13 protein-coding genes are annotated in these 13,307 nt (G+C 41.3%); 6 read left to right on the top strand and 7 right to left on the bottom strand.

What is annotated here, in order from left to right:
* The 4 genes from CXF70_RS08990 to merR form a co-directional block, all read right to left on the bottom strand.
* Positions 1–255, bottom strand: a 255-nt coding sequence (locus CXF70_RS08990) for a glyceraldehyde 3-phosphate dehydrogenase NAD-binding domain-containing protein (RefSeq protein ID WP_304528584.1), incomplete at its 3' end; no start/stop codon positions are given.
* A 402-nt stretch (positions 256–657) separates the two neighbouring features.
* Complete coding sequence (locus CXF70_RS08985; protein WP_101802364.1) at positions 658–984, bottom strand: YnfA family protein; 327 nt, start codon at positions 982–984, stop codon at positions 658–660.
* Between the two features lie 128 nt (positions 985–1,112).
* Positions 1,113–2,753 (bottom strand): mercury(II) reductase, encoded by a 1,641-nt coding sequence (merA, locus tag CXF70_RS08980; protein ID WP_101802363.1) that lies wholly within the window; start codon positions 2,751–2,753, stop codon positions 1,113–1,115.
* Between the two features lie 2 nt (positions 2,754–2,755).
* Complete coding sequence (gene merR, locus CXF70_RS08975) at positions 2,756–3,157, bottom strand: mercury resistance transcriptional regulator MerR (RefSeq protein WP_101802362.1); 402 nt, start codon at positions 3,155–3,157, stop codon at positions 2,756–2,758.
* A gap of 604 nt (positions 3,158–3,761) precedes the next feature.
* Between merR and CXF70_RS08970 the strand changes: the two genes are divergently transcribed.
* From CXF70_RS08970 to CXF70_RS08955, 4 genes are all read left to right on the top strand, one after another.
* Positions 3,762–4,592: a ParA family protein gene (locus tag CXF70_RS08970; protein ID WP_101802361.1), complete on the top strand. Its 831-nt coding sequence runs from the start codon at positions 3,762–3,764 to the stop codon at positions 4,590–4,592.
* Between the two features lies 1 nt (position 4,593).
* The gene (locus CXF70_RS08965; RefSeq protein ID WP_101802360.1) at positions 4,594–4,947 is read left to right on the top strand and encodes a hypothetical protein; all 354 of its coding nucleotides are present in this window, start codon (positions 4,594–4,596) and stop codon (positions 4,945–4,947) included.
* A gap of 489 nt (positions 4,948–5,436) precedes the next feature.
* Positions 5,437–6,948 carry a primase C-terminal domain-containing protein gene (locus CXF70_RS08960; protein ID WP_101802359.1) on the top strand — a complete coding sequence of 504 codons (1,512 nt, stop codon included), beginning with the start codon at positions 5,437–5,439 and terminating at the stop codon, positions 6,946–6,948.
* A 151-nt stretch (positions 6,949–7,099) separates the two neighbouring features.
* Entirely contained in the window at positions 7,100–7,942 is an 843-nt protein-coding gene (locus tag CXF70_RS08955; RefSeq protein WP_101802358.1) for a site-specific integrase, read from the top strand.
* A gap of 130 nt (positions 7,943–8,072) precedes the next feature.
* Here CXF70_RS08955 and CXF70_RS08950 read toward each other — a convergent pair whose 3' ends face one another.
* Positions 8,073–8,648, bottom strand: coding sequence for a GNAT family N-acetyltransferase (locus tag CXF70_RS08950; protein ID WP_101802357.1), 576 nt, complete (start codon positions 8,646–8,648; stop codon positions 8,073–8,075).
* Positions 8,649–8,916: 268 nt separating this feature from the next.
* On the opposite strand from CXF70_RS08950, the gene CXF70_RS08945 reads away from it, so the two are divergent.
* The gene (locus CXF70_RS08945; protein WP_101802356.1) at positions 8,917–9,132 is read left to right on the top strand and encodes a hypothetical protein; all 216 of its coding nucleotides are present in this window, start codon (positions 8,917–8,919) and stop codon (positions 9,130–9,132) included.
* Between the two features lie 546 nt (positions 9,133–9,678).
* Here CXF70_RS08945 and CXF70_RS08935 read toward each other — a convergent pair.
* Positions 9,679–10,314, bottom strand: a complete 636-nt coding sequence (locus CXF70_RS08935; RefSeq protein ID WP_101802354.1) for a hypothetical protein — start codon at positions 10,312–10,314, stop codon at positions 9,679–9,681.
* A gap of 195 nt (positions 10,315–10,509) precedes the next feature.
* Between CXF70_RS08935 and CXF70_RS08930 the strand changes: the two genes are divergently transcribed.
* The gene (locus CXF70_RS08930) at positions 10,510–10,746 is read left to right on the top strand and encodes a helix-turn-helix domain-containing protein (RefSeq protein ID WP_101802353.1); all 237 of its coding nucleotides are present in this window, start codon (positions 10,510–10,512) and stop codon (positions 10,744–10,746) included.
* Positions 10,747–11,142: 396 nt separating this feature from the next.
* On the opposite strand, the gene CXF70_RS08925 is transcribed toward CXF70_RS08930, so the two are convergent.
* Positions 11,143–12,477 carry a replication-relaxation family protein gene (locus CXF70_RS08925; protein ID WP_158241175.1) on the bottom strand — a complete coding sequence of 445 codons (1,335 nt, stop codon included), beginning with the start codon at positions 12,475–12,477 and terminating at the stop codon, positions 11,143–11,145.
* Positions 12,478–13,307: the final 830 nt, after the last annotated feature.

Raw genomic sequence — 13,307 nt, 5'->3', positions numbered from 1 at the left:
TGGGAGATCCTTTGCATCAGCTTCTTGGTAGAATTTAATTTCCTTCTCACCAACAACCAAGACATTTTCATGTACCTGAACATCCTGCTTTAATCGCCCATAAGTTGTATCAAATTCTAATAAATAAGCTAAGTTCTCAATAGTAGCTAAATCATTAACAGCAACCAGTTCCAGTTCCGAATTTGTATCTAATAATCTTCTTAATGTTGTTCTTCCTACACGTCCAAACCCATTAATAGCTAATCTAGTGGTCATTTATTTTCCTCCTCTAATATAGATTCAGACATCTTTTAGCTCGAATAAACAGGCAGCCCGATTCTACTAAGTTATTACAAGTATTGCACGACTTTCATTTCATATCTTTCTATTCCTACTTAGAAAACTCCTTCATTCCGTAAATTAATTCTTTAATTGTTTTATTTCCTGCTTTTCACTGAATAACGTTACTTATCCAGCGAATGATAAGTCGTTCTGCTGGGGTGAATCCTACATTTGAATTGCAGCTTAAATTGATATATCCACACAATTGCGAAACTGTATTTTAAAGTACAACAATAGAGAAAAGGGAGAGTAGATGCTATTCCAAGCGCATCTTCCGTCCCTTCCTCTTTGTGCAGCTTCCGATAAATTCATGATATGCAAACCAATTAGATTTTATTATCCACGTGGAGCCCACAACATCACGGAAACACCAACTAAACAAATACCTGCCCCGATCCAGTCATAGAAATCAGGTGTTTTTTTATCAACTCCCCATCCCCATAAAACGGAAAGGATGATGAACACTCCGCCGTAGGCAGCATAAATCCGGCCGAATGAAGAGAACGATTGGAACGTCGCAATCACTCCGTATAGAGCTAATGCGATACCGCCAAAAATCCCTAAATACAACGGCTTACCTTCCCGCAGCCATAACCAAATCAAATAACCTCCGCCAATTTCAGCTATTCCTGCGATGACGAATAAGAAAATCGTATAAATCAACTTTAATGCTCCCTTCAACTTTTGAGTTCTATTGGCAAATAGTTTCTTTTCTGATTTCGATCTACTTAACCCTGACCATAGCAACTAGGGAATCCTATTTTCCATTAGAATTTACTTGTTTAACCCTTTTAACCGGCACAGCAAGACAGTTGGGAAACATCCTTGTCGAACGTGAGGGCAGCCAATTTCACCCCTTCCGCCATGGTTAAATACGGCGCAAAGGTGTCGCTAATGTTTTCGATGGTCAAACCGAACTTCACAGCAAGTGTCACTGCATAAATGACATCTCCTGCATTTTCCGCTACGATATGCCCGCCCAGCAGCTGGCGTGTTTTCGCATCCGCCACCAGTTTGAACACGCCGGTCGTCTCCCGGTTCACTTGCGCTCGCGGAACAGCCTCCAACGGCAGGACGGAAGTGATAACGTCATAGCCGTTTTCTTTTGCCTGTTTCTCTGTCAAGCCGACGGTGGCAACCGCCGGCGCTGTAAACATAACACCCGGCACAATGGCCAAATCCAACTTTTCCTTCTGCCCACCGAGCGCATTTCCTGCTGCCACTCGCCCTTGATAAGCCGCGACATAAACAAACTGAGGACCGAGCGTAACGTCGCCTGCTGCATAAATTCGTTCATTGGTGGTCTTGGCATAATCATCAATCCGAACTTCTCCGAGGTGCCCTGTTTCAACACCCGCCGCGTTCAAATTCAAGCTTTCCGTATTGGGCGTTCGGCCGGCTGCAATCAGCAGTTGATCGGATTCAATGATTCGCTTCTGACCGTCCACCTCGACATATACTTTTTTCACCTCTCCGTCCTGTTCAATTCGCTCGTACGTGGCACCGGTCACTAACCGAATGCCTTGCTCGGTCAAAGCTTTCGTGAGGGCTTCCGAGATTTCCGGATCGTATTCCTGGAACAGGCGCGAACTTCTTTGCATCAGTGTGACTTCTGAACCGAGATGGTGAAATAGCTGGCCCAACTCCACACCAATATAGCCGGAACCGATGACCGTCAGGCGTTTCGGCACTTTCTTTAGCTCCAATAAGGTTGTGCTGGTCAAGTAATCCACTTCTTCCAGTCCGGAAATGGCTGGCATAGCCGGAGCCGCCCCCGTCGCAATCAGAAACTGTTTGGCAGATAGCTTCATTTCATCCACTTCAATAGTATGTTCATCTATAAACCTGGCTTCCCCTTTGATCAACTCAAAACCGTAGTCTTCAACCAAATCGACATATTTCTTGTTCCGGAGATCCGTCACCAATTCCTCTTTCTGTTTGACCAGCGGAGCCAAATCCACTTCATTCGCAGAGGTGTGCAGTCCGATAAACGGGTTGTTCCTGGCCAAGTGATTGATTTCTCCTGCCCGCAGCAAGGTTTTTGAAGGGACACAGCCAATGTTCACACAAGTACCGCCTACCGTTCCCCGTTCAATCATCGCCACTTTCGCCCCATGTTTCACGGCTTCGATGGCGGAAGAAAAGGCAGCGCCCCCGGAACCGATGATGATGTAGTCATACTCGCCTTCTTCATCCGGGCGGAGTGCTTCTTGGGCTCGGACTTCTTCTGCTTCCCCCGGCTGATACTTGGCATCAGCAATTGCTTTTTGTGCCTTTTGAACCTCCATGTTTTCCGGCAGTTCAAATACAGCTTCACCTTTTCGAAAATCAGCTTGGATTTCTTTTGCGCCAATCGCTTCAAGCGCGACTACCACGTGTTCTTCGCATCCGGTGCAGGTCATCCCCTGGACATCCACTCGATATTTTTTCATGTCTACTCCTCCTCCATCAAAACATCAATAATCGGGCATTCATGCAGCTCTTTTTCATTTGGACACCGCTCTTTCAACTCGCTCAGCATCCGTTCCGCACGCTTTAGATCCTCAATCTGCTTTCGGACTTCCACTTCTTTTCTGGACACAAAATCGAACATATCTTCACAGCGCACATCGTCTTTGTCGACCACCCCTAACAATTTATAAATCTCATTCAACGAAAATCCCAGTTCCTGCAGTCGCCGGATAAATCCTACCCGTTTGACCGTTTCCTTCGAATAAATCCGATACCCCGAATTATTCCGGACCGGTTCTTGCAATAGCTCTTTTCGTTCATAGTATCGGATGGTTTCCTTATTCACTTCACATAGGGTTGCAAGTTCACTGATTCGATAGCTCAATTTTCTTCACCTCAGAAAAAGTATAAACCATGTACTTAGGTACATGGTCAAACATCTACACTTCAATACTTTCTTTCTATATATAAAATTTCAAGTTACTAAAACGAGATTTAAAATAGTCGTTTATTAAAAATAAAGCGTTCGTAAAAGTACACGTTTACGAACAGTTGAAAGACTTTTAAACACTTTCGAAAGTCATTTTTGAGAGAATTACTCTTTTATTTATCCTGAATTCGTTCTTTGCTTCTTGTTTCCCGCTAAGTCATTAAATTTAAATGGGTTCGTATTAAATAAATCTTTAGAGTCCCATAGAGAAGATTTTGAGGTTAATATATCTTCAAACTCCACACCTTGATATACGCATATATCTGCATACGTACATATTCGCATATTTATATACTTGCATATGTATATATTAATATGCCTGTTTAATAATGACATTCTCTTTACCATTAATAGGTTAAGTTAATGTACAAGGATATTGGGGCCATGTAATCTTCTGATTTTTTATTGCAGGAGGATTTTAGCAATGATATACTTGCATATGAATGATTAAAACAAAAAATTCTAACAAAGTATTTTAATTGATAAGGAGGAAGAGGCGATGAAAGGTAAAGGTCGAGCTACAGTAGTTACCTTCGGAAATTTTAAAGGGGGTACGGGAAAAACAACAAACAGCACTATGATTGCTTATGCCCTATCGAACATGGGTTATAAAGTATTGCTAAGTGATCAAGACCCACAAGCAAATGCTACGAGTTTATATCTTAAAACTAAATCTGAAATTTCTGGTGAGATTGTAAGTTTTAACAAGACATTAATGACGGCTATTCAAGAAGAAAATTTAGGACAAATAATTACAGAGGTAAAAGAAAATCTGTTTTTGTTACCCAGCTTCAGTGACTTTGCTCTGTATCCCAGATTTCTAGAGAAAAAGTTTCCAAATGAAGTTGATCGTGTCCAGTACTTTTCAAAACTGATCGAACCTCTAAGAAATGATTTTGATTTTATTTTCATAGATGTACCACCTACAATATCCATTATTACAGACTCTGCTCTATATGCTTCTGATTTCGTGGTAGTGGTTTTGCAAACTCAAGAACGTAGTTTGCAAGGAGCTGAAGTCTTTACTACATATTTGCAGTCTCTCATTGATGAGTACGGAGCTGATTTAGACATAATTGGTATCCTTCCAGTTTTATTGAAAAATGGGGCAGCTGTTGATTTGGCTACTTTAGAAAATGCTAAAGAAATCTTTGGCGAGGAAAACCTCTTTAAGATTGTGGTGAAAAATATGGAACGTCTAAAACGCTTTGATATAACCGGTATTACGGATGACGATATGCACGACCGTAAAGTTCATAAAAGTTACAAAGCCATTGCCGAGGAGTTCATTTTAAGATTAAATGCTGAACTTGAAAGGGTGATTATATAAAATGAGTAATTTATTAAATAAAAATTCTAAAAAGAAGTTGTTGGAACGGGGGCCGCAAATCTCCCCTGCCAACCAGTTTAAACTGGAAGCAGTAGAACAAAATGAATCCTTGATAAATGAGCCTACTAAAAAGGTCGAAACAAAAAAAGCAGTGACAACCGAAAAAAAGGTAACTAGCGTTCGAGTTAAGAAATCGACTCGTGATAAATTGAATGCTCTTGTCAGTTTGAATAAAGCGGATACCATTGATGAGCTACTAGAGATCATGATTGATGAATATCTATCTGCTAATATTTTAAAGGATGAGAAAAAGCAGTTTGATATGGTTGTTGAGCTTTATAAATCAAAAGGGTGATATATCCTTCCCTAGTCTTACATAAAGACTAGGTTTTTTTGTTGGATAAAACCTGCATATGTGCATGCGGGTATATTAATATATGTATATACACATATACTGATATGCTAGTAAACGTATATATTAGCATATCAGTATACTAGTTGATAAGTATATGAATATATATATATGCAAATATATTTATTATTAGAAAATGTTTATGATTGATAGCCCACAAACCCTATAAGTAAGGGATTTTAAACTGAGTCTTTTAAATAAGGGCTAGAATATATGCATATATTCACATATATATATGCGAGTAAATCCATATATGTATATGTACGTATACATGTATTTGCATATATGAATATACAGGTATGCTAGCATGCGAATATGCTAGCATACGATATTGAAGAACAGCTTGAAACCCTATTGTAACTGGTTTTTTTCTCTCCTATACTTTAACCAACTCATAAAAATGAACTGTTTAATTGTAAGGGGGAGTGTGCAGTGGATAAACTTCATAATATTTATGAATCAGTCATACATAATGGTCTTGAAAGTTATAAACGAAGAGGATCAGCTGCACCCCCCCACAAGCTTGTTAAAGCTCGGAAGAATGTTTTGAATCATAAAAAAGGCGCTATTGCCTTAATTCGAACAAAAGTAGATTTAATGTCATCTGGAGGTGTTAGAGGGTATGTAGTTACATCGATGGAAACCCTCTTGGAGGATTTTTCTGGTCTTTCTCATTGGACCCCCAATGTACACAACTACTTAGGGTACTCCGATAAAGAAAGACGGCACCTCAAGGGACATACGGAACAGAACCTGCAGCAAATCAATACATTCGTCGTCGACATCGACTCGAAGAAGCAACCATACACGGAAATCCTGACCGCTGCGCTTGAACACAGCGTCGGGGTGCCGACGCTGATCCTGGAGACGCCGAAAGGGTTCCAGGTCTATTTTGTGTTGGAAAGCCCGCTGTTCATCAGCAACCAGAACGATTTCCGCGGACTAAAAGTCGCGAAACGCATTTCCGAAAATATCCGGCGCAGCTTGGCCAACGTCCTGCAGGGCGTTGATTTGTCCTGCAACGACTTTGGTTTTTTCCGCATGCCCAATGAACAGAATGTCCGCTGGTTCTCGGAGGAAATGGTCTTTACGCTGCACGACCTCATTGCCTGGTCGAAACGGCAGGACGATGACCAGAACCGTGGGCTTTTTGTGGTGGAATCAAAAGGGCAGGCCACCAATGCGACCCAAACGGAATGGTTCCGGGAATTGTTGGCCACGCGTCATGTCAAAGGCAGCGAAGGGCAAATCGGACGCGACAACCTGATGTACACGCTGGCGCTCGCTTGCTACAGCGCAGGCAAGGGAAAAGCGGAAACCCTGGATCTGCTCGATGAGTACAACTCATCACTGGAAGCACCTGTCCGGCACAGCGACGTGCAGAAAATCGTCAAAAGCGCCTACAAGGGACGCTTCAAAGGCGCCCATCAAACATATATCGCGGAACTGTTGGAAACGTGGGTGCCAGGTAAAGACGTACCGATCACGAGCCATCTGGGCGGCTGGCACAAGTTCAAGAAAGAACGGAAAGACCGCGTCCGCAGCCATTACCAAGAATGGGAAGAAGATCTCTTGGCATATATCCAAACGGAGACCAGTAACGTGCAGCCCATCAAATGGACCACGCAGAAAGCGATTTGCGAAGCGACCGGGATCCCCCGCAGCACGTTCAACGAGCTGATCCGCCAATCGAAGAAAATCCTCATCAAGCGAATCGGAAAAGGCCGCAGCGCACAGACCGGATTGACCTCTGTCGCTGTGCTTCTTCAGTGTGCCCTGGAATTCAACCAGAAACACCGCGCATTGTATTATGAAGCCGTTGCTTTAATGAGTGGATCCCCTGAAAACAAAAGCGCCCTCTGGGAGCTCGAGTATCAGCTGGAGCTGCTGACACGGTTCCCTGAAAACCGCTCCTTATCTGGGAAAAAATTCAATTCCTCTTAATTGTCCAGTCTGCCAATACATATCTGTATACGTGGGTTGTTTTGTTTCGGCTTTCGAGTTCTCTAAGGTTTAACAGAAGGGTGTACGAGAATCTTGGGGATTTTCCTGGTACCTGCTAAACTGGATAAAAAGAAGAGCAGGGGGAAACAAGATGCTGTATGGCTATGAGGAGTATCGATTAAAGGCAGGCATTTCTCCTGGTACGCTGGTGACGGAAGTGGAACTGCTGAAGTCGTTTGTCCGCTTTGCAAACATTCGGAACGATAAGCAGCTGGAGCCACATGAGATTCGGCCTGCGGATGTGCGGGCATTTCTGGATCAGGAGAAGGGGAAAGGCTTGAAGGCCAGTACCCTTAAACGGAAATTATCCCATATCAAGCAGTATTTTCATTACTTGTGGAAGGTGGGCAAGGTGCCGGTGGATTTCATGCCGAAATTCGAATACGAGCTGGTGGTGGAGAAGCCGGTCGCGAAGCTGTTATATGCCGAATTTCAGGAGGAGAAAGGGAAGGTGCTGCAGCATCCGGGGTTAATGCTGAATGCCAAGCTCTATTTCTTATTTGCGATGAAGGGTTTCAGGATGCGGGAGATTGAAAGGCTGCAGAGCAAGCATTTCCGGGATCTGGGGGAACGGGTGGAGATGAACTTTGTAACGCTGGAGGATGTCTATTGGCACTTGGTCTTCGAGGATCAACTGGAAGTGGCTGTGATTGTCCAGGCGATGGAGCGGGCACTTTTCCGGGAACACGATTACCTGGTGGCTTCGGATAAAAAATACGGAGCGGATTATGTCCGGAACAACATGAAAGACATCTATCAGGGGCTCACAGCGCTGTTGCCGAAACCCTTCAAGACGGAAGAGGTCCGGATGGCGTATATATACGATCTCTACAAGGCACAGGGCAAGTCCTATGATGAAATGGTGGAGTTATTGGGAATTACGCCGGAATCGCTCACATCGTCCTTAAAACGGGTATTTGAGCGGTACAAATAAGTGTTGTGTTCCAACGATTTTTCAATAAGAAAAAGACTTTATTTTGATTCCACTTTCAAAAATAAAGTCTCTTTTCCTTATCAGGTTGTTTGTTTGGTTTAACTTGTTCTAAATGTAGGAAAATGAAGCGTTAGGTATTCGCAGTCGTGAAGGTAGGCATCCATGATTCAGGTCGTGAATAGTTGTAATCTACGCGGATCATTCCCATCAAAACATCATCTGAATATTGGTGATTAAAATAAAGGGCTTGTCTAAGACAGCCTTCTTTTTTGAAACCTGCTTTTTCACACATTCTGATTGCCTGTTGGTTGTGTGAAAATACGTTTAGTTCCAGACGATTCAGTACTAATTTCTGGAACACAAACTCTTGTGCCAAGAGGGTTGCTTCCGTGCCATAACCTTGATTGAAAAATTCAGGGTCATGGATCATGATTCGAAATTGCGCTTTTTTGCTCTCTGCATCAATTTGGAAAATGGAGAGGTCTCCGATCACTTTTCTCGTTTTTACTACACAAATTCCAAAATCATGCCGAGTGGGATTTTTAATGTGCAGCTTATACTGTTTTGTAACCTCACGTTGTGAAATTGAATCAGGCTTCCCAATCAAAGATACGATTTGTTCATGGTGAATGGCGTGGTGAATTCTTTTCATGTCGGGTTGCCGGATTGGCCGTAAAAAGACCAATTCCCCTTGAATGATTATCATATTCTCGTTCTCCTCTGTTTTAAGCTTCTGTTTGTGGGTGTATATTGTAAAAAGAATGGAAATACCTAAAAAGATACCATGAATTGTTTGGAATGTCACTCATAGTATACAATGGAGAAAGAAAGATTAGATGGAGCGGTCAAAGGGATAGAAAGTGTTTTTGAAGGTCAAAGTTTGTTCTTTATGAAATGGACAAGTATTTAGATTAAGACTTTTTAGGTAATTGCTTGCCTATGTTTCGTGTAGAAGAGAGAAGGAGGGAACAGTTATGGATACCGAAGTTTCAAGCAATCGTGAGCGCTTAACAAATGATTTGGAAAATTGGTTGGTCTACTTTGCAAACCGTCAGAAAAAGGCTGTTTCCAGAGAAGAAGCTGCTGAACTTTCTCAACGAGTCATGGCCAACCTCGATATTGAAGATCCTGCTTTTGCGCACAAAGGTCCATCTTGGCTTGCGCTGGAAATCATTAGGAATCGCGACTAAGTGTATGGAGAAGAGGGGAGGATGATATTCTTGAACTCGACAGAGAAGAATTCAAAGACGCTTCTGGACAAAAAGACTATCCGGTCGAAATTGATTCAACGAGTTCGAACAACGATGAATGCTCCGACGTCTCAAGTTGAAAAGAACAGACAGGATGCAGTAGCAATCAGTAGACTTCCTGGAAGAGGACAATCGAGTACGATTTGTAAAGTACCAAGAGGGGGAAATAAGAAAAAGAGACGAACGGGCCATGGAGGGAAAATAGCGAGGATTTCTGATGAAGCAGTCGAACGGATTTCAGCAGATTTTGAAAAGCGTACAAGACGAGCCATACGACTGATCGGACATAGTAGGGGATTCTGAATGAATGGCCAGAAACGGACTAATTCCTTGAACGAAGGGCTAGAATCTCATATTTGATTAATAGAAGAAGACATCCCTTACAAATAGGCAAAACGAATAAAAGAAGCCAGCACTTTTCGACATTTGAAAGTGCTGGCTTCTTTTTTGCAGCAAGGACTTGAATGGTTTAGAAAAAAGATACGGTTAGTTACTTTTCACCCTGCTGCATTTCTTTAAGTCTTTAACGGTTATGCCGTGTTGTTGTAAGATGCTCTGGATTGCGCGTTTCCTTTCTTTTGACGCATCCTCATATAGGAACGTGTAAAGCGGATAAAGGGTGTTGCTGGTATATGATCCGTACGTAGAGTGGAGTAATTCAGGTTTCGATGGAATGCCTTGGAAATAAAAGTATTCTGCTACTTGTGAGAAGAATGATTGTCCATAATCTAAGAGGTGGTTATTCCGGAAGGTATCGAAGAAAACGGTGCCTTCACTTTCCATTTCAAGTAAGTTTTCTCTTTCCAGATAGAAAAACTCATGGAGGGCCTCTTTGAATATGATCACGCCGGCATCTAAACCATACTTGTATAATTCTTTTTCCATAGCAAGGAGCTTCTCAGTTGTTGTTTTCTGCAATGAGTCGAATTCTGTTATTTCTTCTGAGCATGAAATAAAGGGCCTGTTATCCTTTCCAACTCCTTTAAGTGCAGCTTGGATATCGTGATAGAGCGCTAATGCTTCTTGTTGCTCGTACTTATCATTAAATCCCCTTTCATCATTATTTAATGGGTCAATAAGCTTTCTATTTAGTTTTGATTTGGCTTCGTTGTTTGCGGTCATGCTTTTCCCTACTTTCTGATAATGGTAAGTTCTTCATTTCTTCTCTTTAACTAAACGGATTCAATATAATTTGCTAAAAAACAATAGATAAGCTCTAAACATAAAAAATATAGCATTAATCAACCGGAATGTCACTTATAGTCTGTAGTCTCATAGTCTGTAGTCTTATAGTCTGCGACTGACTACAATTTTTATATGGAAACTATAAAAATTCAACAGGCTTTTGGCCAAGTAATTAAAAGTATTCGAATGGAAAAAGGAATTTCGCAAGAGAAGTTAGCTGAGCTGGTGGATTTGCACCGTACCTACATTAGTGACATTGAAAGAGGAGGGCGTAACGTATCACTGGTAAATATCTTTCGGATTGCAGAAGGGCTCGACGTAAAGGTATTTGAAATCTTTCAGAAACTAGAGAAAGAGACTGACGAATAGCCAACATATAGATAATCACATACACACTGTTTTTTAAAAAAGCTTTTTAACCAATACTTATTTGGATAGGCTAGCCTCTCTTTGATTACCTAACGCTTGGTGAAAAGTATCAAAAAAAAACGGATAATACTTCGAAGATTTTCAAAGAAAGATCACTGTAAGTATAATGCTGCATACTTTTTTTGAAGAATTTACTGGCATTGGTTAAAGAAAATTAAGTAAATAATAGTTATATTAATGTGCCGCTCCAAAGAGAAAAGTGGAACGTACATAAGATTATGAAAGGATGTGATCTACTAGGTCACATCCTTTTAGTTGTCAAAAATAACTCTTTCTGTGTTATGAACTTTACTATTCCCATCCATAAGAGTGATAGTGTACATTGCATTACATCAATCAAAGTAGTTTGCATGGCTTTCGAGTATATGGAGTAAGAATTTCTATCATTAGGGGAAACATTTGCTCTTTCGACTTGGCAGCAGCTATCACTTCTTCAACATTGACGATGAACGTGCGACATTCCGGCTGCAAGGCAAGTATCTCATTGAAAGCATTAGAAGCTTCGTTATAGACAAGGAAAAGAGAGGCCTTGGGTTCATAGGAGTCAAGTCGGTTATTCCACGTCTGTATACGCCTCATGTTTGCCCTGGCTTTTTGATGACTTCGAACCGAACCTTCATCCATGTAGAGTAGACCAGTTGGGATGATTTCGTTGCCTGGAAGAAGCTCCGTTATAAAATCAAGATTATAGGTATCCTGGAAGAGCAGGCGATTTAAGTTCTCGTTTTGACCTATTCTATAAGACATCTTTTGTTTCGAAGCCTGACGAGAATAGGTCAACCAATTATTTGTTACACCCTTTGCCTGTAGATTTGTTACTGTGGCACGATTTTTCAACATTTTATAGAGAAAGTCAGGTGTACGATGTGATGGAAGAACAAACATCTCAAAATTTTCAGGCCAGTCAGTGTGTTCGGAGAAAAGTTGTTTTAAAGAGCCCACTCTTTTTTCTTTAGGTGAGTCATCGTCTGTTAATGTGGATAAACCTACTGAAAAAACGACAACCAAAGGTTTTTCCAGGTATCTGGCCAGCCTTTGATAACGGCCGAATTTCGCCTTAATAATGCTATTCGTCTGTCTTCCTGTATCGAGTTCGAGACAGATAATCTGGTCTTTCGTATCGTATATCCAATCCGGTATGACTGGACTATAGCCAGTTTGTGAGTTGGCATAAGAAATCTCCTTGTGCTGATCCCCCCGGAAATACTGGCACTGCAAAGAGTTGAAGGACTCCTCGCTTCCAATCAACCGCTCTACTAGTTCTGTGAAAATGGTGTTAACCGCTTTGTTATGTGGTGTTGGCATGTTTAACTGCGGTCCGTATTTTTTTCGTCGTTCAGCATCCTTTTCGGTAATCATCTCTTCCTGCATTAAAAGATCGAATCCTCGACTGCCAAGCCGATAAGCATATTGCGGTGGCCGATTTTCTCCTTGCTTAGGAAAGTTCGTTTTCAACTGGACGAGTATCCCACTTTTCACCAGCTTTCCTAAGCGCATAGAGATAGCGTGTTTCGAGCGTAGTTTTTTGAGGCCTGAATTAAAAAGCCGGTGGATATTCCCCGCAGGAAAAACACTGAAATCGTGAATGTACTTTATGATTTCAAATTCCTTTTCGGTAAGGTGAATTCCTGTATAACGTGATGTGGATTTCATTACATATACATTTTCCATTTGTATTCCTCCCAACAAAAAAACCCCACTAATAAACAGAGATTCGTAAATCTCCATCATCAGTGGGGTGCTCCCATTTAGTCATTTAGTTTGAGGAAATTATAGCATAGCCGAGAGATAATGCCTATATCGATTTTTGAAAAGCTGATATTTAGCTGTTTTTTTTTTTGAGAAAACAACCAGCAGAACCGCTATTCTTGTTCTGTTTTTAAAAACTTCTACACCTACAAACTTATAGGTTGCTCCACCGTATATTGTAGGACTTGGAAATCTACTCTGATAGTCGGCTACCACAGTAAGTAAGGGATTTAACAGGGTTAAGCCCCCTCATGTTAAGTCCTAAACGCACAATTTTTAGGGCTTAACAGAGAATGTAATCACAAAGGGTTTAACAGGAAGAGAAAACAGCCGGGATTTTGAGGCTTTTAGTTTTTACTGCTACGGCTTAGCAGTCATAGTTGGTTTGGTACTTGAATCAATAACGGAAGCAATTTCTGACAGCCGAATCATATAGATACAGAATCAGCTCATGAAATAAGACCAATTAAAAACTACTTGCCTGGATCAAGCAAAATATCTTTAAACGTATCAGTTGTCCCGGATATGCAATGGCCAACCCGCTCAATTGCTCCTCCACAAACCAGGTCAAATACCAGCAGTATTATTCGTGCTTTATCAAAAACCGAAATCAACAAGTAGAACATCATTTTGTTGACTAGTTTGAGCAATCTCATAATATAGAGAATTTATCATTCTCTTATTTGCATTTATACTAATGTGTAAAAATGTGAGTATGAATACAATTAAAGAGTTAAAGTAGTATGAATTTC

It is taken from the genome of Planomicrobium sp. MB-3u-38, assembly GCF_002836425.1.
Classification (GTDB): Bacteria; Bacillota; Bacilli; order Bacillales_A; family Planococcaceae; genus Planococcus; species Planococcus okeanokoites.
The sequence above is the reverse complement of the archived record's forward strand: the minus strand, read 5'-3'. Positions and strand labels throughout refer to the sequence as shown.